Genomic DNA, 20,711 nt, shown 5'->3' with positions numbered 1-20,711 from the left:
TCCTTTATGCGAACGGGAAGGCGATGACGCCCTTGGCGACCATGCGGACGTAGAAGTCGGCGATCATGACCGAGAACATCGAGGCCCAGGCGAGCTGCTGGTGCTTGGCGTTGAGCTTGGAGACGAACGTCCAGGCCTTGTAGCGCAGCGGGTGACGGGAGAAGTGGTTGAGCCTGCCCGCGGTGATGTGCCTGCAGGAGTGGCACGACAGCGTGTACGTGTTGATCAGTACGGCGTTGACGACCAGGATCCAGGTGCCGAGGCCCTGCGGCTTGTGCACCAGCGCCAGGACGGCGTCGTAGGCCAGGACGAGGCCGATCACGATGGCCGCGTAGAAGAAGTACCGGTGGATGTTCTGCAGGATCAGCGGGAACCGGGTCTCACCGGTGTACTTGCCGTGCGGCTCCTGGACGGCGCACGCGGCCGGCGACAGCCAGAACGACCGGTAGTACGACTTGCGGTAGTAGTAGCACGTGAGCCGGAACCCGCCCGGCAGGCCGAGGATGAGCAGCCCCGGCGGCAGGGTGAACCAGTCGCCGATCGGCGCCCACCCGAACAGCCGCGCGCCCTCGGGGCACGCCGTGGTCAGACAGGGCGAGGCGAACGGGGCGATGTACGGATCGACGAAATAACTGCCGTCGATGATCGCCCACACGCCGTAGATGAGGAACGAACTGAGCCCGAGGAACGTGAGCAGCGGGACCAGCCACCACCTGTCGGTGCGCAGCGTGCGCACCTTCACCTGGGCACGTTGCCTTCTGATCGGGGCTTCGGGCGTCGTCTGGGTCATCGCGGACCTCTCCACCTCCCGCGGACCCTGCACACAGGGGGGTCCGGGTTCGTTTCGCTGGGCGCGCGTACGGCGGGTGCGGTACCGCTCTGGGCGCGCATTGGTGGGGGATACGTTACGACGACCGCATACGATTTTGTGAGCGGGGTCACTCACTTTTTCGATGACCCACTGTGATTCCTGTCACGTATACGCGTCAGGGCCGCGGACCGGGTGCCGGCAGCTTCACTACGGTCACGAAAAAATCATCTATTTGCCGGACAACACGGATAAATTGCTCAAAATCCACCGGCTTCGCGACATAGGCGTTGGCGTGCAGCCGGTAGCTGTGCAGGATGTCCTCCTCCGCCTCGGAGGTCGTCAGGATCACCACGGGGATCGTCCGCAGCGTGGCGTCGGCCTTGACCTCGCTCAGCACCTCCAGGCCGTTCATCCGGGGCAGGTTGAGGTCGAGCAGGATCAGGTCGGGCCGGGGCGCGCCGGCGTAGACGCCCTCCCGCCGCAGGTACGCCATCGCCTGCTCGCCGTCGTTGACCACGTTGAGCCGGTTGCGCACCTTGTTGAGGTCGAACGCCTCCCTGGTGAGCAGGATGTCCCCCTGGTCGTCCTCCACGAGGAGCACGTCGATCGGGCGCCAGTCCGTCATGCGTCGCCTCCCGCCGCCGGCAGCGTCCAGCGGAACGTCGTGCCCTGGCCGGCCGGCGCGGCGTCGAGCCAGAGCTGCCCGCCGTGGTACTCGACGATCTTCCGGCAGAGCGCCAGGCCGATGCCGGTGCCGGGGTAGACGTCCCGGGGGTGGAGGCGCTGGAAGATCAGGAAGATGCGGTCGGCGTACTTGGGGTCGACGCCGATGCCGTTGTCGGAGCAGCTGAACTCCCACATGTCGCCCTTCCGCTCGGCCGCCAGGCGTACGCGCGGCGGGGCCTCGGAGCGGAACTTGACCGCGTTCTCGACGAGGTTCTGGAAGAGCTGGGTGAGCTGCAGCCGGTTGCCCTCGACCACGGGCAGGTCGTCGCGGGTGACGGTGGCGCCGGTGTCCTCGATCGTGGCCGACAGGTTCTCCAGGGCCCGGTCCAGGGCCTCGCCGGAGTCGGTCGGCACCCGTTCGCCGCTCACCCGGCCCACCCGGGAGAAGTCGAGCAGGTCGTTGATCAGGAGCTGCATGCGCTTGGCCCCGTCGACCGCGTAGTGGATGTACTGGCGGGCGCGGTCGTCGAGCTGCGGGCCGTACCGCTGCTCCAGCATCTGGGTGAAGCTGGCGACCTTGCGCAGCGGCTCCTGCAGGTCGTGGCTGGCGACGTAGGCGAACTGCTCCAGCTCGCCGTTGGACCGGCGCAGCTCGTCGGCCTGGTCGGCGGCCCCGCGCCAGGCCGAGACGATGCGGCGGCGCATGGAGTCGACGTGGCTGGACAGCTCGCTCAGCTCGGCCGGCCGGTCGACGCCGAGCCGGTGGTCGAAGTCGCCGGCGGCGACCGTGCGGACCTGCTCGGTGAGCTGGTCGATGGGCTTGAGCACGGCGTACCTGACGACGAACGCCAGGCCCGCCCCGCCCGCCAGCAGCACCCCGAACAGCACGATCAGCGCCACGTTGAGCCGGTCGAGCTGGGCGGCCACCTCGGGCCTCGGCCCCATGGCCCGCGCGTGCGCGATCATCGACATGGTGACCACCATGCCGGTCGCGAACGCGAACCCCGCCAGCACGCCGATGGCCAGGAACCAGCGGGCCGCCGGCAGCCTGCCGAGCCCGGTCGGCAGCTTCGGCGGCGGCAGCGGATGGATGCTCATGCCTTCCTCCTCGACACCAGGACCACCGCGAGATCGTCGCTGAGCGTTCCGGCGTGTTTGATCAGCCGGTCGAGGTCGATCACGCCGTGCTCGCGTACCAGCCCGACCAGGCCCTCGACGCCGAGCAGCTCCTTCTGCCCGCCGACGGCCGCCTCGATCAGGCCGTCGGTGTAGAGCATGATCGACCACTCCTCGCCCAGGGGCACGTCGATGACCGTCCACTCGGCGTCGGGGAAGATGCCGAGCGGCGGCCCCGAGGGCGTGCCGTCCACCACCGCGGGCACGCCGTCGCGGACCAGCACCGGCGGCGGGTGCCCGACCACGCGCATCCGGGCCTGGCGCAGGTCGGGCGTGAACGTGGCCATGCAGAGCGTGGTGAAGATCTCGGGCGCCTTGCGCTCGGCGCGCAGGAGGGCGTCCATCGTGCGCAGCAGCGTGTCGTCGGTCTGCCCGGCCAGCACCAGCGTGCGCCAGGCGATGCGCAGCGCCACGCCGAGCGCGGCCTCGTCGGGCCCGTGGCCGCAGACGTCACCCACCACGACGTGCACCGCGCCGTCGGGGGTCTGGACCATGTCGAGGAAGTCGCCGCCCAGCAGGGTTCCCTGGTTGCCCGGCAGGTAGCGGATCTGGTGCGTGATCGCCTCGGTGCGCAGCAGGGGCACGGGCAGCAGGCCGCTCTCCAGGCGGGCGTTCTCCTTCGCGGTCAGCTCGGCCTCGAACAGCCTGAGCTGGGCCAGGTCGGCGCGCTTGCGCTCCATGGCGTACCTGATCGACCTGGCCAGCAGGCGGGCGTCGATGTCCTGCTTGACCAGGTAGTCCTGGGCGCCCGCCTGCACGGCGGCAACGCCGACGTGCACGTCCCTGAGGCCGGTGAGGACCAGCACGGCCGCGTGCGGCGCGAGCGCCAGCACCTCCTCCAGCGCTTCCAGCCTGCTGGCGTCGGGCAGGGTGAGGTCGACGAGAACGCACTGGATCGTCGGGTCGAGCTTGGTCTTGGCCTCCTGGAGGCTGCGCGCCCAGAAGATCGTCGGTGGTGCCTCGGCCTGGTTGAGCAGTTCTTCGACGAGGAAGGCGTCGCCGTCGTCGTCCTCGATGAGGAGCAGTGTCAGCGGCTCGTTGAGGTTTGCCGTCACACGATGCCTTCCCGGGGGAGTCGGGCTGTTGCTGCTCATTCTGCGATGAGCTCGACCCCTTGCGGAAGCGTGCCTTCCTGGCCGGCCTCGACCACGAAGGCGAGCAGGGTCTCCCGGAACGCCTGCGCGGCCCTGGTCGGCTCGACGTCCTTGCGGTGGGCCAGGGCGATCGTCCGGCTCAGTCCCGGCGGGGCCAGTGGCGTGCCGGACAGCCCCGGCCGCCCGTCGAGCACCATCGACGGCACCACGGCCACGCCGAGCCCCGCCTCCACGAACCGCAGCACCGCGTCCATCTCGCCGCCCTGCACCGAGAACCTGGGCTCGAACCCGGCCTGGCGGCAGGCGGTGAGGGTGGCCTCGCGCAGGTCGTAACCGCGCCTGAACATCACCATCTGCCGGCCGCGCAGGTCCTCGATCCGCAGGTACGGCCCCCGCGCCCGCTCGTGGGAGGGCGCGACCACGACCAGGTTCTCCCGCAGGATCTCCTCGGTGACCAGCGACGGGTCGTCGCTCTGCAGCGGCATGATGATCAGCGACAGGTCGAGCTGCCCCCTCGCCAGCGCCCTGACCAGGTCACGCGAGCCGCCCTCCTCCACCAGCAGCTCCACCCCCGGGTACGCCCGGTGGAAGCGCGCCAGCGCGTCGGCCAGCAGGCCCGCGCACAACGACGGCGTGGCCCCCAGCCGCACCCGGCCCCGACGCAGCCCCGCCAGCTCGGCCACCTCCTGCCGGGCGGTGTCGGCGTCGGCCAGCATCCGGCGGGCCAGCGGCAGCAGCGCCTCGCCCGCGGCCGTCAGCGTGACGTTGCCGCGCGCGCGGGAGAACAGCGGGGCGCCGAGGTCCTTCTCCAGGGCCTTGATCTGCTTGCTGAGCGAGGGCTGGGCGACCCGCATGCGCTCGGCCGCCTGGGTGAAGTGCCTGGTCTCCGCGACCGCGACGAAGTAGGCGAGCTGCTGCAACTGCATGTGATTTTCCTCGCACCGGCCGAGCATTTTTCCTTATGCCGACCGTATAAACCAAGCATCATAGCCGGAAGCTATGGAAACCAGATCCGCGATGACTTGGACGGATCATTGCTGGATACCTAGCGTTCAAACGTGACTGCCACGATAGAGCGCGGCGCCGCCACCGCGCCTGTTAACGCCCCCAAGGGTGCCTCGCCCGCACCGACGTCCAAGAAGCCGAGCCGGTTCCTGAGCTCGTCGAACGGCAAGAAAGTCGTCATGGCCGTCACGGGCGCCGTGATGGTGTCCTTCCTCGTCCTGCACATGCTGGGCAACCTCAAGATCTTCCTCGGCAAGGACTCGTTCAACGAGTACGCCGTCGCGCTGCGCACGCTTCTCGAGCCCATCGCGCCGTACCGGACGGTGCTGACGATCCTGGAGATCGGGCTCGTCGTCTCGGTCGTGCTGCACATGTGGGCCGCGATCTCGCTGGCACGCAAGGCGGCCAAGGCCCGACCGGTCAAGTACGTGGCCAAGAAGTCGCAGGCCAACGGCTATGCCACGCACATCATGCGGTTCGGCGGCCTGACGATCCTGCTGTTCCTGGTCTGGCACCTGCTCGACCTGACCTTCGGCGTCGTCAACCCCAAGGGCTTCGACTCCGAGCCCGCCGACCGCATGGTCGCCGGCTTCGACGCCTCCCGCTGGTGGGTGACCCTCATCTACCTCGTGGCCGTCGTCATGGTCGGCCTGCACCTGCGGCACGGCATCTGGAGCGCGTTCCAGACGCTGGGCTGGGCCAACCGCAGCCGCTACCGCGGCCTGCGCCTGACGGCCGCCCTGGTCTCGGCGGTCCTGGTCATCGGCTTCCTGGCCCCGCCCCTCGCCATCACGTTCGGAGTTGTGAAGTGAAGTACACCGAAGGCTCGGAGATCCGGGACACCAAGGCGCCCGCCGGTCCCATCGAGGAGCGGTGGGAGAAGCGGAAGTTCAGCGCCAAGCTGGTCAACCCGGCCAACAAGCGCAAGCTCAACGTGATCGTCGTCGGCACCGGACTGGCGGGCGGCTCGGCCGCGGCGACCCTGGGCGAGCTGGGCTACAACGTCAAGTCCTTCTGCTACCAGGACACGCCCCGGCGTGCCCACTCCATCGCCGCCCAGGGCGGCATCAACGCCGCCAAGAACTACCGCGGCGACGGCGACTCGATCTACCGGCTCTTCTACGACACCGTCAAGGGCGGCGACTTCCGCGCCCGCGAGTCGAACGTCTACCGCCTGGCCCAGGTGTCGGTGAACATCATCGACCAGGCCGTGGCCCAGGGCGTGCCGTTCGCCCGCGAGTACGGCGGCCTGCTGGACACCCGCTCGTTCGGCGGCGCCCAGGTCTCCCGTACGTTCTACGCCCGCGGCCAGACGGGCCAGCAGCTCCTGCTGGGCGCCTACCAGGCGCTGGAGCGGCAGATCGCGGCCGGGACCGTGGAGATGCACACCCGCCACGAGATGCTCGACCTGATCGTCTCCGACGGCCGGGCGCGCGGCGTCATCGTGCGCGACATGGTGACCGGCGAGATCGAGCGGCACCTGGCCGACGCCGTGGTGCTGGCCACCGGCGGTTACGGCAACGTGTTCTTCCTGTCCACGAACGCCAAGGGCTGCAACACGACGGCCATCTGGCGGGCGCACGAGCGCGGGGCGTACTTCGCGAACCCGTGCTACACGCAGATCCACCCGACCTGCATCCCGGTCTCCGGCGAGTACCAGTCGAAGCTGACGCTGATGTCGGAGTCGCTGCGCAACGACGGCCGCGTGTGGGTGCCGCTGCTCAAGGACGACGACCGGGCCCCCGGGGACATCCCGGAGGAGGAGCGCGACTACTACCTGGAGCGCATCTACCCGGCCTTCGGCAACCTCGTCCCCCGTGACATCGCCTCCCGCGCGGCCAAGAACGTCTGCGACGAGGGCCGCGGCGTCGGCCCCGGCGGGCTCGGCGTCTACCTCGACTTCCGCGACGCCATCGGCCGGCTCGGCCGCGACGCCGTGGAGAAGAAGTACGGCAACCTCTTCGAGATGTACGAGCGCATCACCGGCGAGAACCCGTACGACGTGCCGATGCGCATCTACCCCGCCGTCCACTACACGATGGGCGGCCTGTGGGTGGACTACGACCTGCAGTCCACGATCCCCGGCCTGTTCGTGATCGGCGAGGCCAACTTCTCCGACCACGGCGCGAACCGGCTCGGCGCCTCGGCGCTGATGCAGGGCCTGGCCGACGGGTACTTCGTGCTCCCGACCACGATCGGCGACTACCTGGCCAACGGCCCGTACGGCGAGGTCGACGAGGAGGCCGTGGCCGAGGCGGAGATCAAGGTCCGGACCAGGATCGACCGCCTGATGTCGGTGAACGGCACCCGCACCCCCGACTCCTTCCACCGCGAGCTGGGCAAGCTCATGTGGGACTACTGCGGCATGGAGCGCACCGAGGAGTCGCTGCGCAAGGCCCTGGAGCGCATCCCCGAGCTGCGCGAGGAGTTCTGGAAGAACGTCAAGGTGTCCGGCACCGCCGAGGAGCTGAACCAGGTCCTGGAGAAGGCCGGCCGCGTCGCCGACTTCTTCGACCTGGCCGAGCTCATGTGCCTGGACGCCCTCGTCCGCACCGAGTCCTGCGGCGGCCACTTCCGCGCCGAGTCGCAGGACCCCGACGGCGAGGCCCTGCGCGACGACGAGCACTTCGCGCACGTCTCGGCCTGGGAGCGCACGCCCTCCGGCGAGACGGTGCTGCACAAGGAACCGCTCGAGTACGACTACGTCAAGATGACCCAGCGGAGCTACAAGTGAACCTGACCCTCAAGGTCTGGCGTCAGAGCGCCCCCTCGGACGCCGGACGCATGGTGACGTACCGGGTGGAGGACGTGTCCCCGGACATGTCGTTCCTGGAGATGCTGGACGTGCTGAACGAACGGCTGATCGTGGAGGGCGACGACCCGATCGCCTTCGACCACGACTGCCGCGAGGGCATCTGCGGCATGTGCGGCATGGTCATCAACGGCGTGGCGCACGGCGAGCAGCGCGCCACGACGACCTGCCAGCTGCACATGCGCCACTTCGAGGACGGCGCCGAGATCACCATCGAGCCGTGGCGCGCCGCGCCGTTCCCGGTGGTCAAGGACCTGGTCGTGGACCGCAGTGCGTTCGACCGCATCATCCAGGCGGGCGGCTTCGTCTCGGTCCCGGCCGGCTCGGCCCCGGACGCGCACAGCGTCCCGGTGCGCAAGGAGGACGCCGACGCCGCGTTCGACGCCGCGACCTGCATCGGCTGCGGCGCCTGCGTGGCCGCCTGCCCGAACGGCTCGGCCTCCCTGTTCACCGCCGCCAAGATCACCCACCTCAGCCTGCTGCCCCAGGGCCAGCCCGAGCGCCTGACCCGCGCGAAGGCCATGGTGGACCAGATGGACGCCGAGGGCTTCGGCGGCTGCACGAACACCGGCGAGTGCACGGCGGTGTGCCCCAAGGGCATCCCGCTGGACACGATCGCCCAGATGAACAGCGACTACCTCAAGGCCAACGCCAAGTAGGCAGGTCGAGCAGGCCCCGTCCCGGTACACACCGGGGCGGGGCTTCTGCGTACGGACGGCTCGCGGCACATCTGAAGATTTCCGAACGAGCTGTAACAACGGGGGTGTTCGCCCCACTTCCCGGTGTCAGAAGAACGCACCAGGGACGAAGGGGCTGCGCGGTGACGGATGATTCCCACCGTTTCACCGGCATGTACGACGAATGCCGACAACGGGTGTGGGCCTACGCGGTCAGTCGTGCGGGCCGGCAGGTGGCCGACGAGGTGGTGAGCGAGACGTTCGCCATCGCGTGGCGGCGGCTGGACGACGTGCCGGAGCCGCCGCTGCCGTGGCTGCTCGGCGTGGCGCGCAACCTCCTGCGCGACGACGCCCGCTCGCAGGCGCGCAGGGACGCGCTGGCCGCCGAGCTGAGCTCGTGGACCGAGGACGGCCGCCCGGACGTGGCCGAGCAGGTGACCGAGCGCATGGGCGTGCTGCGGGCGCTGGCAGAGCTGCACGAGGACGACCGTGAGGTGCTCATGCTGGTCGCCTGGCACGGGCTGTCGCCCAAGGAGGGCGCCCGGGTCGTCGGCTGCTCGTCGGCGGCCTTCCGCGTCCGGCTGCACCGGGCCAGGAAACGGCTCGCACGAGCCATGGAGTCCGCCGAACCGTCCCGTCACTACGTGCGCAACCTCAGCGAGGAGTGGTCATGAACCCGATGGACGAACTCCGGGCCGCGCGGCCCGCGCACCTCGGCGACCGGCCGGTGGACGAGCACACCAGGGCCGCCGAGCTCGCGCGCGCCATGTCCGGGCCGCGGGGGTCCCGGCGGCGGCGCGCGGCCGTACGGCCGGTGTGGGGGCTCGCGGCCCTCGCGGCGGGGGCGACCGCGGTGGCCGTCGTGGTGGCGGGGAACGCGGCGCCGGCGCCCCGGAAGCAGGCTCCGCAGGCCGGGCAGAGCGCGTCCGCGACGCCGCGGAAGGTCACGCTGTCGGCCAGGGAGGTGCTGCTGGCCGCCGCGGAGAAGGCCGACCGGCAGCCCGACCGTACCGGCGACTGGTGGTACACCGTGACGGTGAGCAGGCACGCCTACCCCGCCGTCAAGGGCGGATACCTGGTCCTGGACCAGCAGCGCAACGAGGAGTGGACGCCGCGCGCGACCGGCGGCGAGCAGTGGAGCCGCACGCGCAGGCTCGGCGCGGTGCCCGCCGGAGAGGCCGACCGGCTGGCCTGGGAGCAGGCGGGCTCGCCCGCCGGGATCGAGGTGGTCGTGCCGATGAAGAAGGTGGCCCCGCTGACCCTGCGGACCGCCCCCGGGAAGGCCACGACCTCGCACAGCCCCCTGGTGGACGGCGACAAGGTGTTCTGGCTCGGCCGCAACGTCACGATGAAGGACCTGCGCGGCCTGCCGGACGAGCCGGCGAAGCTGAAGAAGTGGCTGCTCGACTCCTACGACGGGCATTCGACCGAGTCGTCCAGCGTGGAGATGTCCGCCGACACCTGGCTGTTCACGGTCAGCGTCGGGCTGATCGTCTCCATGCCGGTGACGCCGCAGGTGCGCGGCGCCGCCTTCCGCATGCTGGCCGGGCTCGACTCCGTCAAGGTCATCGAGAACGTCACGGACGCCGAGGGCCGTACCGGCACGGCCGCGGCCATCCAGCAGAGCGACGAGCGCACCGGCGTGCGGGAGAGCCGCCTGATCTTCGACGAGGCCACCGGGCGGGCGCTGGGCACCGAGAGCGTCGTGGTCGAGCCGCGCGGCCCGCAGAAGGCCCTTGAGCCGGGCACGGTGTCGAGCTCCGAGGCCGTCCTGGAGGCCGGCTGGACGGACGCCGGCCCCAAGCGCTGAGCCCTGCGGCGGCCCGCGCCGTCAGTCGCGCAGCAGGCGCAGGCGGAAGCGGGTCCCGGCCGGCTCGGAACGCACCTGGAGCAGGTCGCAGAGCTGGCGCACCACCCACAGGCCGTGCCCGCGCGGGGCGGTCGGGGCGGGCGGCAGGTAGCCGGGCAGGACGGCCGTCAGCTTGCCCGGGTCGGTGACGTCGCACACGACGGCGTTCCCGTCGGTCCAGATCGCGAGGTCGCCGTGCCCGCCGCCGTGCTCGACGGCGTTGGCGGCGACCTCGTTGACGGTCAGCAGCAGGCGGTCGGTCAGGGCGCGGGACAGGCCGAGCCGTTCGGCGGTCGTCCGCACGTGTCGGCGCACGCGGTGCAGGTCGCCGTCGAAGCGCAGCCCGGTGGCCCCGGGCGGCGGAGGCGGCAGCGGGTCGTGGTCGGAGACGCAGCTGAAGGACTCGGGCTCGACGTAATCGGTGCTGGCGCGGGGGCCGTCACCGGTCAGCAGCCCCGGATGGGTACGGCGGGCGCCGGCGACGATCCGGTCCGGCACCGCGCGCGCGTCGAAGGCGCAGACCATCCAGGCCGGCTGGACGGCGAACGCGGCGTTGACCACCGACTCGTACCGGGTCCACTCGGCCTCCTCGGCCGGTGTGCGGCCGTGCCAGACGGGCTCGCCGAGCACCCTGACGCGAGGATGGGCGTCCCGGTACGCGTCGAGGTAGCGGCCGTAGGAGGCCAGGGTGCGGCCCGGGGCGTCGTACCAGCCGCCGGCCTCGACGAACTCGACCTCGCCCGCGTCACCGCCGAGGGCCCGCGCGAGCAGGTCGATGTTGGCGGCCGTGGTGACCGCGAGCACCCTCTCCCGCGCGGCCAGCCCGTCGCGGCAGAAGGGGACGGCCGCGGCCAGGAAGCCGGCGTCGGTGGAGTAGACGAGCGCCTGGTGGACCAGCGGATGCTCGTCCGGCTGGTCGGCGACGGCGATCATGTGCGCCCCGTTTTCTCCGCGACGGCGAGCTGCTGCCCGGCCATGAGCGGTCGGAGGGGTCGGGCCGTTCTCAACGGTATATCTCCCGGGTGCGCGCATACAGGGTGTATGTCGGCACACCACGGTCACCATAGCCAATGGAGCAGGGAACCGGGCCGGGCTTGCCAAGATCTCCGGGGCTGGGGGCCGTACTAATTCGGTTGCAGGGGGTATGTCGTGTCTGGCCAGATAGATCGTGTTCTTGAAGGCGGCCGGGAGGAGGCGACATGGCGTACAACGAGGTGAGCGGCACCAGGCATCCGCTGCGGATGTGGGCGGAGCCGGAGACGGTCGACCCGCAGGCGATGCAGCAGTTGCGGAACGTGGCCAACCTGCCCTGGGTCCATGGCGTCGCCGTCATGCCCGACGTGCACCACGGCAAGGGGGCGACGGTCGGGTCGGTCATCGCGATGAAGGACGCGGTGTCGCCGGCGGCCGTCGGGGTGGACATCGGCTGCGGGATGACCGCCGTGAAGACGTCGTTCAAGGCGTCGCAGCTGCCCGACAACCTGGCCTACCTGCGGGGGAAGCTGGAGCAGGCGGTCCCCGTCGGCTTCCAGCACCACAAGCGGCCCGTCGATCCCGGCAAGGTGCACGGGATGCGGACGGCCGGGTGGGCGGAGTTCTGGCGCGAGTTCGACGATCTGGCCCCGGCCGTCCGCGCCCGCCGCGAGCGGGCCGAGGCGCAGATGGGCACGCTCGGCGGCGGCAACCACTTCCTGGAGGTGTGCGCCGACGACGAGGGCTGGGTGTGGGTGGTCCTGCACTCGGGGTCGCGCAACATCGGCAAGGAACTGGCCGAGCACCACATCGGGGTGGCCCGCGGCCTCTCCCACAACCAGGGCCTGGTGGACCGGGACCTGGCGGTGTTCCTCGGCCACACCCCGGAGATGGACGCCTACCGCCGCGACCTGTACTGGGCCCAGGACTACGCGCGCCGCAACCGGGCGCTGATGATGGGCCTGGTCTGCGACGTGCTGCGCCGCCACCTCCCCGGCATCACCTTCGACCAGCCCATCTCCTGCCACCACAACTACGTGGCCGAGGAGCGCTACGACGGGGTGGACGTGCTCGTCACCCGTAAGGGGGCGATCCGGGCGGGGAGCGGGGACCTGGGGATCATCCCGGGCTCGATGGCCACCGGCACGTACATCGTGAAGGGGCTGGGGAACCCGCGGGCGTTCAACTCCGCCTCGCACGGGGCGGGGCGGAAGATGAGCAGGACCAAGGCCAAGAAGACGTTCACGGTCAAGGACCTGGAGGAGCAGACGTTCGGGGTCGAGTGCCGCAAGGATCCCGGGGTGATCGACGAGATCCCGGGGGCGTACAAGGACCTGGAGTCGGTGATGGCCGCGCAGCGGGACCTGGTGACGGTCGTGGCGCACCTGCGGCAGCTCATCTCCATCAAGGGCTGAGGCCCGCACGGCCCTGACAGGGGCCGTGCGGGTGCGCGGTCACGCGGGACGGCTCAGGGGTGCGGGGCCGTCCCGGCGCGCTCCGAGGCGCTGCGCAGGACGCAGAACTCGTTGCCCTCGGGGTCGGTGAGCACCGCCCAGCCCGTGCCGTCCGGCTCGCGCAGGTCGGCGATCAGGGTGGCGCCCCGGCGCACCAGGCGCTCGACCTCCTCGTCGCGCGTGGAGTCGGGGCGCAGGCACAGGTGCAGCCGGTTCTTGGCCGCCTTCGGCTCCGGCACCTTGTTGAAGTGCAGGATCGGGCCCTCCTTCAGCATCACCCGCGTCTCCTCGTCACCCGGACGGTCCTCCGGGTGAACCGGACAGCCGGTCACCTCGCTCCAGAACCGGGCGAGCTCGTACGGGTCCGCGCAGTCGATCGCGACGTTCTGCAATACCGACACCATGGCTGGGATCCTGCCCCAAAGCAGGGCGCATGTCGCACGAGACCCGCCCGGTCTTCGACGCCGCTGTGGCGGAGATCACCCGGCTCGCCGGGGTGCCGGGGCGACCCGCCGCACCTGGGCGGTCGTCCTCCGGGCGAGCTGGAAGGTGGTGGATTACGGGGGAACCGAAATCGCATTTGTGTGTTGTTCGCCTGCTGTTCGCTTTCTTGATCACTCGCTGCGCGAAGCTGACGGGCGTTCAAGAGCGACAGTAAGGATGAACATGCGCACGATCACCAAGACGCTCTTCGCCGCCGGCGTGCTCGCCTGCGGTCTGGCGAGCGCCCTGCCCGCACAGGCCGCCGTCGCCGCCGTGGACCCGGCCGGCGTGTGCGGGTCCGGGTTCCGCGTCATCGACTCGCACCCGTTCAAGTCGGGCAGCACGGCGCTGGGCACGATCTACCTGTCCTACAACTCCGGCACCGGCAAGAACTGCGTGGTGACGGTCAACAAGACGCCGTACACCCGGTGGATGCGGGCGACGCTGACCGTGCAGGGCGGCGCGACCAAGACCGACGCCGGTGAGTTCAGGTCGTACGCGGGGCCGGTGATCCTGTCCGCCGTGAACACCTGCGTCAAGTGGGGCGGCGCCTGGGACGAGTCGCCGTACGTGTGGACCAGCGGCTGGAGCCACTGCGGCTGATCGGGGTCGAGGACGTCCGGGCCTCGCCCCCGGGGCCCGGACACCGCGGGACGCGTCAGGCGCTCCAGGCGGCGGTGAGGTCGAGGCGTTCGCGCCACAACTTCTCCCCGCCCCCGCCCGGCTCCCACCGGCCGCAGAACTCCAGCAGGTCGCGGCAGCGCGCCACCATCGACGCCTGCCGCTCGGCCCAGGACGGCACCGGGCCGCCGTAGGCGTCGAAGAAGCGCGGCAGCAGGGAGGCGTGCTCGGGGTGGTGGCTGCGGACGATCCATTCGCACCAGGCGAGGTCCTCCACCGGCCGGCCCGGATGGGCCCACTCCCAGTCGAGGATCGCGGTGGTCTCGAACGTGGCGGGGTCGAACAGCAGGTTCTGGGGCCCGTAGTCGCCGTGCACGATGCCGAGGCGGTGGATGCGGGCCAGGACCCGGCCGCACTCGGCCAGCACCTCGGCGGCGCGGCCCTCGTCGAGCAGGTCCTGGCCGTGGGCGCCGGCCACGAAGCGGGTGGTCAGGCTCGTGGCGGTGATCTGGTGGACGCGCGGCACCGGCAGCCGGCCGCGCAGCCGGCGCAGGTACCTGCTCTCCGTGCTCAGCCTGAAGGCGGCCTCCGGGCCCTGGTAACACTTGACGACCAGAGCGCCGTCGCCGACCGTGCTGTTGGTGTACCCGTGCTCCACAGCCAACGATTCTGACGCACCGGCCCCCGTTCCGGGCGTCGCGGCGCGCTATCGGGACCGGGCCCGATACACGATGTAAGGGCGGAACAAATAGGTGATCGGGGCCGAAAGGGCGTGCACGAGGCGGCTGAACGGGAAAAGCACGAACAACGCCATCCCGATCACGGTGTGCACCTTGTAAAGGATGCTCGCGTGTCCCATCGCGATGGCGTCCGGGTCGAGCACGAAGATGCCGCGGAACCAGGGGGCGACCGTCGTCCGGTAGCTCACCTCGCTCGGGACGAACCCGGCCACCGTCGTCACCACCCCCGCGACGATCGCCGCGGCGAGCACCACGTACATGGTCTTGTCGTTCTTCGTCGTGGCCAGGAAGACGGGCCCGTTCGTCCGGCGGCGGTAGACCAGCAGGACCAGCGCCACCAGCGTGGCCAGCCCGGCCAGGCCGCCCCAGATCAGGGCGTTGGCGTGGTACGCCTCGTTCGACACGCCGATCGCGTCCGTCCAGGAGAGCGGGACGAGCAGGCCCGTCACGTGCCCGATGATCACGAAGATCAGGCCGTAGTGGAACACCGGGCTGGCCACGCGCAGCAGCGGGCTCTCGTAGAGCTGCGACGAGCGGGTGGTCCAGCCGAACTTGTCGTACTTGTACCGCCAGATCAGGCCGCCGATGAAGATCACCAGGGTGACGTACGGCGCGACCACCCACAACATGCTCTCGCCCCAGCTCACCGGTACCCTCCCACGGTCTCGGCCGGCGGCCCGCCGGCGGCCAGCCGGTGCGCCGCGGCGCGCTCGGCGGCCGTGGGCGGCGGCAGGGCCGCGCACACCGCCCCGATCACCTCCGCGTACGGCGAGCCCAGCTCGGACAGGGCCGACAGCAGCAGATCGAGCCCGACGCGGTGCTCCCTCAGCAGCGTCACCCCGGACGGGTCGAGCGCCGCGAACTCCAGTACGACCGGCAGGAAGTCGGGCAGCTCGTCGTCCATCAGCTCCCAGCCGGCCACGCGGTAACGCTGCTTGAGCGCGGCCAGGGACACGCCGCGGCGGCGGGTGTCGCCGTCGGTGTAGTAGGTCAGGTAGAGGCAGCAGCGCCGGTTCAGGTCGAACGTCTCGACGTAGTGCGCGGCCAGGTCGCCCGCTTCCATGTCCGCGATCCGCCCCAGGAACGCCGCGAAGTGCGGCTCGGCGGCCTCCCTGATCAGCGGCAGGCGGCGGTGGAAACGTTCGTCGGGATAGGCGAGCAGGTGCGCGGCGGCCTGCCAGATCACGGCCTTGTTCATGATTTCCCCTTTTTCGGGGGGAAGAGTCCTGCTGGGATGCCCCGGCCGTCCCAGTTGAGGAGGTTCACCCGGTCGTGGGTGATCTCGTCGCTGGTCTGGCGGTCCTTGAGCCCGTGGAAGGACTCGACGGAGACCGGCAGCGGCTTGCCCGACGCCTCGCCGAAGGGGGCCTGCATGCCGGGGCCGCCGTAGTAGTCGAGGCTGCAGCCGGCCTCCTCGACCACGCCGGGCACGTTGCCGTACGCGGTCGGGATCACGTACCGCTCGTCGTACTTGGCCAGGGCCAGCAGGCGGTACATGGCCTTGATGTCGTCCTCGCTCAGGCCGGTGTCCGGCAGGACCGGCTCCTGCCCCAGGTTGACCCCCCGCATGTACGAGCGCATCGCGGCCAGGCGGCGCAGCGCGGCCGTCACCGGCACGGGATCGCCCGCGGTGAACAGCTCGGCCAGGTACTCCACGGGGATGCGCAGCGACTCGATGGCGGCGAACAGGTTGTCCGCGTCCTCGCCGTCGTGCCCGGTGTTCGCCAGGGCGTCCACGACGGGGGAGAGCGGCGGGACGTACCAGACCATCGGCAACGTCCGGTACTCCGGGTGCAGGGGGAGCGCTATGCGATATTTCATGATCAGGTCGTAGACGGGGGACCTGCGGGCCGCCTCGATCCAGTCGGCGGGCAGCCCCGCCGCGGCCACGGCCGGATCGTCGGGGTCGACGAAGACGCCGAGCTGGGCCTCGTACAGGTCCCGCTCGTCCGCCACGGAGGCGGCCTGGCTCACCCGGTCGGCGTCGTAGAGCAGCACCCCGAGGTAGCGCAGGCGGCCCACGCAGGTCTCCGAGCACACCGTCGGCAGCCCCACCTCGACCCGCGGATAGCAGAACGTGCACTTCTCGGCCTTGCCGGTCCGGTGGTTGAAGTACACCTTCTTGTACGGGCACCCCGTCACGCACATCCGCCAGCCCCGGCAACTGTCCTGGTCCACCAGGACGATCCCGTCCTCGGCCCGCTTGTACATGGCCCCCGACGGGCAGGAGGCCACGCAGGACGGGTTCAGGCAGTGCTCGCAGATGCGCGGCAGGTAGAACATGTACGCCTGCTCGAACTCCAGCCTGACCTGCTCCGACACCTTCCCCAGCACCGGGTCGGGGGACGGGTCGCCGCCCAGGTTGTCGTCCCAGTTCGCGCTCCAGCGGATCTTCATGGGCTCGTTGCTGATCAGCGACCGCGGCGGCGCCACCGGGACGTCGTCGGAGAGCGGGGCGCGGGTCAGGTTCTCGTAGTCGTAGGTCCAGGGCTCGTAGTAGTCCTGGATGGAGGGCATGAGCGGGTTGGCGAAGATGTTGGCCAGCTTGCGAAAGCGCCCGCCGGCGCGCAGCGTCAGCCGGCCCCTGCGGTCGAGCTTCCAGCCGCCCCGCCAGCGTTCCTGGTCCTCGTACCGGCGGGGGTAGCCCTGGCCGGGGCGGGTCTCGACGTTGTTGAACCAGACGTACTCGACGCCGGGACGGTTGGTCCAGGTCTGTTTGCAGGTGACGGAACAGGTGTGACAGCCGATGCACTTGTCCAGGTTCATCACCATGGCGATCTGAGCCATGATCTTCATCAGTAGCGCACCTCCTGCGACCTGCGGCGAATGGTGGTGACCTCGTCCCGCTGGTTGCCCGTGGGGCCGAGGTAGTTGAAGGCGTACGAGAGCTGGGCGTAGCCGCCGATCATGTGCGTGGGCTTGATCAGCACCCTGGTCAGCGCGTTGTGGATGCCGCCGCGGCGGCCGGTCTCCTCCGACTTCGGCACGTCGATCAGGCGGTCCTGGGCGTGGAACATGTAGACCGTGCCCTGCGGCATGCGATGGGACACGATGGCCCTGGCCACCACGACGCCGTTGCGGTTGACCGCCTCGATCCAGTCGTTGTCGGCGATGCCGAGCCGGGTCGCGTCCTCGGTGGACATCCAGATGGTCGGGCCGCCGCGCGACAGCGACAACATGAGCAGGTTGTCCTGGTACTCGGAGTGGATCGACCACTTGGAGTGCGGGGTCAGGTAGCGCAGGGTGGCGCTCTCGCCGAAGAGCTCGGCCATGTCCAGCGGCGGGCGGTAGACCGGCAGGGCCTCGCCGTACTCGTGCATCCAGTCGTGGTCGAGGAAGAAGTGCATGCGGCCGGTGAGCGTGTGCCAGGGCTTGCCGTTCTCGACGTTGATCGTGAACGGCGAGTAGCGGCGGTCGTGCGCCTCCTTGCCCGACCACTCCGGGCTGGCCGCGACGTGCGTGGGCCTGGCCTGGGTGTCGGCGAAGACGATGCGGTGGCCCTCGTCCATCAGGTCGTCGAAGCTGCGGCCGGTGCGCCGGGCGAGCTGGCGGAAACCCTGGGCGGCCAGCCTGCCGTTGCTCACCCCGGACAGCGCGAGGATCGTCTCGCACGCCTTGGCGTCGGTGTCCAGCTCTGGACGGCCCTTGGCCACGCCGCGCGGCACCAGGCCGCAGCGCTGGCCGAGCCAGGCGACCTCCTCGTCCGGCATGAAGGTCACGCCCTTGACCTGGAGGCCGAGCTGCTCGGTGAGCGGGCCGAGCGCGGCCAGCTTCTCCGCGACCGCGCCGTAGTCGCGCTCGACCACCTTCAGCGTCGGCTCCGGCGCGCCGGACGCGCGCCCGCCGGGCTGCCCGGTCTCGCCCGGCGTGTCGTGCTGGTACGGGACCACCACGACGTCCTTGCGCACCCCCAGCCGCTCCTTGGCCAGCGCGCTGAAGGCCCTGGCGATGGCGTGGAAGGCCGCGAAGTCCGTCCTGGTCTCCCAGGGCGGCGAGATGGCCGGGTTGAACGCGTGCACGAACGGGTGCATGTCCGTCGAGGACAGGTCGTACTTCTCGTACCAGGTGGCGGCGGGCAGCACGATGTCGGAGTAGACCGTCGAGGATGTCATCCGGAAGTCGAGCGTGAGCAGCAGGTCCAGCTTGCCCCTCGGCGCCTCGGCGTCGGGGTGCTCCAGGTTGGACGTGGCGCCGAGCAGGTGGTGCAGGAAGTACTCGTTGCCCTTGGCCGACGAGCCGAGCAGGTTCGACCGCCACAGGGTCAGCACCCGCGGCCAGTTGGCCGGGTCGTCGGGGTCCTCGGCGGCGTGCCGGAGCCTGCCCTGCCGCAGCTCCTCCAGCGTGTACGCCACGGGGTCCTCCTGCTCGCCCAGCTCCAGCGGGTTGCGGTCGAAGGCGGGCGACATGGGCATCCAGCCGTTGCGCACGGCCTCGGCCACCAGGTCGGCCGTGTGCCTGCCGCGGAACGCGCCGGGCCCGAGCGGCGAGGTCAGCGCCCCCGCGTCGAACCGGTCGTAACGCCACTGGTCGGTGTGCAGGTACCAGTACGGCGTGCCGGGCGCCTGCCGGGGCGGGCGCGACCAGTCGAGCGCGCCGGCCAGCACCGCCCAGCCGCTCTGCGGACGGCACTTCTCCTGGCCGACGTAATGGGCCCAGCCGCCGCCGTTGCGTCCCTGGCAGCCGGTCAGCAGCAGCAGCGACAGGAACGCCCGGTAGATGGTGTCGCCGTGGAACCACTGGGTGGCGCCCGCGCCCATGATGATCATGCATCGGCCGCGGGTGGTCTCGGCCGTCCTGGCGAACTCGCGGGTGATCTTGACCACCCGCTCGGCCGGGACGCCGGTGACCGGCTCCTGCCAGCCCGGCGTGTACGGCTCGGCCGCGTCGTCGTACCCGCCGGGCCAGACCCCCGGCAGGCCCGGCCTGGGGACGCCGTACTGGGCGAGCAGCAGGTCGAACACGGTCGTCACCAGCCGGTCGCCGACGCGGGCGACCGGCACGCCCCGGCGCAGGGCGCCCTCGCCGTCGAAGCGCGGCAGCAGGAGCTGGGCGGACTCGCCGCCGTACAGGGTGAGCTTGGGGTCGACGTCCAGGTCGAGGTTCCAGCGGCCCTCGCCGGAATCGGTCCAGCGGAAGCCGACCGAGCCGTTCGGGACCACCGGCTCGCCGGACCCGGCCATCAGCACGGTCTTCCACTCGGCCGCCTCCTCCGCCGAGCCCAGGTCCTTGGCCGTGAGGAACTTGTCCGGCACGTACGCGTCCCCGTGCTCGCGCAGCGTAACCAGGAAGGGCAGGTCGGTGCAGCGTTTGACGTAGTCGGTGAAGTAGGGCACCTCGCGGTCGACGAAGAACTCCTTCAGCAGCACGTGGCCCATGGCCATGGCCAGGGCGCCGTCCGTGCCGGGACGCACGCTCAGGAACTCGTCGGCGAACTTGGCCGCGTCGCTGTAGTCGGGCGAGACCACCACGACCTTCTGGCCCCGGTAGCGCGCCTCGGCCATCCAGTGGGCGTCCGGCGTGCGGGTGACCGGGACGTTGGAGCCCCACATCATCAGGTACGCGGCGTCCCACCAGTCGGCCGACTCCGGGACGTCGGTCTGGTCGCCGAACACCTGCGGCGAGGCCACGGGCAGGTCGGCGTACCAGTCGTAGAAGGAGAGCATCGTGCCGCCGATCAGCGACACGAACCGGGAGCCGACGGCGTGGGAGACCATCGACATCGCCGGGATGGGCGAGAACCCCGCGACCCGGTCGGGCCCGTACGCCTGGATGGTGTGCACGTGCGCCGCGGCGATCATCTCGACGGCCAGGTCCCAGGTCACCCGGACGAGCCCGCCCCGGCCGCGCGCGCCCTGATAGCTCGCCCGCTTCTCCGGATCGGTGGTGACCTCGGCCCAGGCGGCCACCGGGTCGCCCAGCCGCTCCCGCGCCTCCAGGTAGAGCTGGACCAGCACGCCCCGCGCGTACGGGTAGCGGATCCGGGTCGGCGAGTAGGTGTACCAGGAGAAGGCCGCGCCGCGCGGGCAGCCGCGCGGCTCGTACTCCGGCCGGTCGGGGCCCACGCCCGGGTAGTCGGTCTCCTGCGTCTCCCAGGTGATGATGCCGTCCTTGACGAACACCTTCCACGAGCACGAGCCCGTGCAGTTCACGCCGTGCGTCGAGCGCACCACCTTGTCGTGGCTCCACCGGTCGCGGTAGAAGGCGTCGCCTTCCGTGCCGCCTTTCAGGTAGAGGGTCCGCAGGTCACCACTGGTGGCCGATCTGCGGAGGAACCGACCGGTCTTCAGCAGGAGATCCTCGGCGCTCATACCCCCACTTCATCACAGATAGTGACCCTCTGTTACACAGGGT

The 20,711-nt window shown here is 70.6% G+C and carries 19 protein-coding genes; 7 read left to right on the top strand and 12 right to left on the bottom strand.

Translation table 11 applies throughout. The features are described 5' to 3' along the window. Positions 1-4: 4 nt before the first annotated feature. The 5 genes from ABZ459_RS24955 to ABZ459_RS24935 all read right to left on the bottom strand — a co-directional run bounded on the left by ABZ459_RS24955 (position 5) and on the right by ABZ459_RS24935 (position 4,673). Complete coding sequence (locus ABZ459_RS24955) at positions 5-790, bottom strand: hypothetical protein (protein WP_357974488.1); 786 nt, start codon at positions 788-790, stop codon at positions 5-7. A 196-nt stretch (positions 791-986) separates the two neighbouring features. Then, the gene (locus ABZ459_RS24950; protein WP_357974486.1) at positions 987-1,436 is read right to left on the bottom strand and encodes a response regulator; all 450 of its coding nucleotides are present in this window, start codon (positions 1,434-1,436) and stop codon (positions 987-989) included. Continuing rightward, the gene (locus ABZ459_RS24945; protein WP_357974484.1) at positions 1,433-2,575 is read right to left on the bottom strand and encodes an ATP-binding protein; all 1,143 of its coding nucleotides are present in this window, start codon (positions 2,573-2,575) and stop codon (positions 1,433-1,435) included. Before ABZ459_RS24945 ends, ABZ459_RS24950 begins: the two co-directional genes overlap by 4 nt. Further along, positions 2,572-3,708 (bottom strand): fused response regulator/phosphatase, encoded by a 1,137-nt coding sequence (locus ABZ459_RS24940; RefSeq protein ID WP_357974482.1) that lies wholly within the window; start codon positions 3,706-3,708, stop codon positions 2,572-2,574. The genes ABZ459_RS24945 and ABZ459_RS24940 overlap by 4 nt, the downstream gene beginning before the upstream one ends. 35 nt (positions 3,709-3,743) lie before the next feature. Next, positions 3,744-4,673, bottom strand: a complete 930-nt coding sequence (locus tag ABZ459_RS24935) for a LysR substrate-binding domain-containing protein (RefSeq protein WP_357974480.1) — start codon at positions 4,671-4,673, stop codon at positions 3,744-3,746. Between the two features lie 132 nt (positions 4,674-4,805). Here ABZ459_RS24935 and ABZ459_RS24930 point away from each other — a divergent pair, with 132 nt between their 5' ends. From ABZ459_RS24930 to ABZ459_RS24910, 5 genes are all read left to right on the top strand, one after another. Then, the gene (locus ABZ459_RS24930) at positions 4,806-5,564 is read left to right on the top strand and encodes a succinate dehydrogenase cytochrome b subunit (RefSeq protein WP_357974476.1); all 759 of its coding nucleotides are present in this window, start codon (positions 4,806-4,808) and stop codon (positions 5,562-5,564) included. Further along, positions 5,561-7,486, top strand: coding sequence for a fumarate reductase/succinate dehydrogenase flavoprotein subunit (locus ABZ459_RS24925; protein ID WP_357974473.1), 1,926 nt, complete (start codon positions 5,561-5,563; stop codon positions 7,484-7,486). The genes ABZ459_RS24930 and ABZ459_RS24925 overlap by 4 nt, the downstream gene beginning before the upstream one ends. Next, positions 7,483-8,223 (top strand): succinate dehydrogenase/fumarate reductase iron-sulfur subunit, encoded by a 741-nt coding sequence (locus ABZ459_RS24920; RefSeq protein WP_357974469.1) that lies wholly within the window; start codon positions 7,483-7,485, stop codon positions 8,221-8,223. Before ABZ459_RS24925 ends, ABZ459_RS24920 begins: the two co-directional genes overlap by 4 nt. Before the next feature lie 161 nt (positions 8,224-8,384). Further along, positions 8,385-8,915, top strand: a complete 531-nt coding sequence (locus ABZ459_RS24915; RefSeq protein ID WP_357974466.1) for an RNA polymerase sigma factor — start codon at positions 8,385-8,387, stop codon at positions 8,913-8,915. Then, on the top strand, positions 8,912-10,051 hold the full coding sequence (locus tag ABZ459_RS24910) for a CU044_5270 family protein (RefSeq protein WP_357974463.1): 1,140 nt from the start codon (positions 8,912-8,914) through the stop codon (positions 10,049-10,051). The genes ABZ459_RS24915 and ABZ459_RS24910 overlap by 4 nt, the downstream gene beginning before the upstream one ends. 21 nt (positions 10,052-10,072) lie before the next feature. Here ABZ459_RS24910 and ABZ459_RS24905 read toward each other — a convergent pair whose 3' ends face one another. Continuing rightward, positions 10,073-11,023, bottom strand: a complete 951-nt coding sequence (locus ABZ459_RS24905; RefSeq protein ID WP_357974460.1) for a sensor histidine kinase — start codon at positions 11,021-11,023, stop codon at positions 10,073-10,075. Between the two features lie 266 nt (positions 11,024-11,289). On the opposite strand from ABZ459_RS24905, the gene ABZ459_RS24900 reads away from it, so the two are divergent. Then, complete coding sequence (locus tag ABZ459_RS24900; RefSeq protein WP_357974457.1) at positions 11,290-12,477, top strand: RtcB family protein; 1,188 nt, start codon at positions 11,290-11,292, stop codon at positions 12,475-12,477. A 53-nt stretch (positions 12,478-12,530) separates the two neighbouring features. On the opposite strand, the gene ABZ459_RS24895 is transcribed toward ABZ459_RS24900, so the two are convergent. Beyond that, positions 12,531-12,920, bottom strand: a complete 390-nt coding sequence (locus tag ABZ459_RS24895) for a VOC family protein (RefSeq protein ID WP_357974454.1) — start codon at positions 12,918-12,920, stop codon at positions 12,531-12,533. Between the two features lie 262 nt (positions 12,921-13,182). Here ABZ459_RS24895 and ABZ459_RS24890 point away from each other — a divergent pair, with 262 nt between their 5' ends. Further along, positions 13,183-13,602 carry a spore-associated protein A gene (locus ABZ459_RS24890; protein WP_357974451.1) on the top strand — a complete coding sequence of 140 codons (420 nt, stop codon included), beginning with the start codon at positions 13,183-13,185 and terminating at the stop codon, positions 13,600-13,602. 55 nt (positions 13,603-13,657) lie between these two features. Here ABZ459_RS24890 and ABZ459_RS24885 read toward each other — a convergent pair whose 3' ends face one another. The 5 genes from ABZ459_RS24885 to ABZ459_RS24865 are packed head-to-tail and all read right to left on the bottom strand — an operon-like array spanning position 13,658 to position 20,668. Then, complete coding sequence (locus ABZ459_RS24885; protein ID WP_357974448.1) at positions 13,658-14,278, bottom strand: phosphotransferase; 621 nt, start codon at positions 14,276-14,278, stop codon at positions 13,658-13,660. A 48-nt stretch (positions 14,279-14,326) separates the two neighbouring features. After that, complete coding sequence (gene narI, locus ABZ459_RS24880) at positions 14,327-15,007, bottom strand: respiratory nitrate reductase subunit gamma (protein ID WP_357974445.1); 681 nt, start codon at positions 15,005-15,007, stop codon at positions 14,327-14,329. Continuing rightward, a complete protein-coding gene (narJ, locus tag ABZ459_RS24875) occupies positions 15,004-15,558 on the bottom strand; it encodes a nitrate reductase molybdenum cofactor assembly chaperone (protein ID WP_357974442.1) in 555 nt (184 codons plus the stop codon). Before narJ ends, narI begins: the two co-directional genes overlap by 4 nt. Continuing rightward, positions 15,555-17,156, bottom strand: coding sequence for a nitrate reductase subunit beta (gene narH / locus ABZ459_RS24870; RefSeq protein WP_357974439.1), 1,602 nt, complete (start codon positions 17,154-17,156; stop codon positions 15,555-15,557). Before narH ends, narJ begins: the two co-directional genes overlap by 4 nt. Further along, positions 17,156-20,668 (bottom strand): nitrate reductase subunit alpha, encoded by a 3,513-nt coding sequence (locus ABZ459_RS24865; RefSeq protein WP_357974436.1) that lies wholly within the window; start codon positions 20,666-20,668, stop codon positions 17,156-17,158. Before ABZ459_RS24865 ends, narH begins: the two co-directional genes overlap by 1 nt. Positions 20,669-20,711: the final 43 nt, after the last annotated feature.

The organism is Nonomuraea sp. NPDC005692 (assembly GCF_040631115.1).
Lineage (GTDB): Bacteria > Actinomycetota > Actinomycetes > Streptosporangiales > Streptosporangiaceae > Nonomuraea.
The sequence above is the reverse complement of the archived record's forward strand: the minus strand, read 5'-3'. Positions and strand labels throughout refer to the sequence as shown.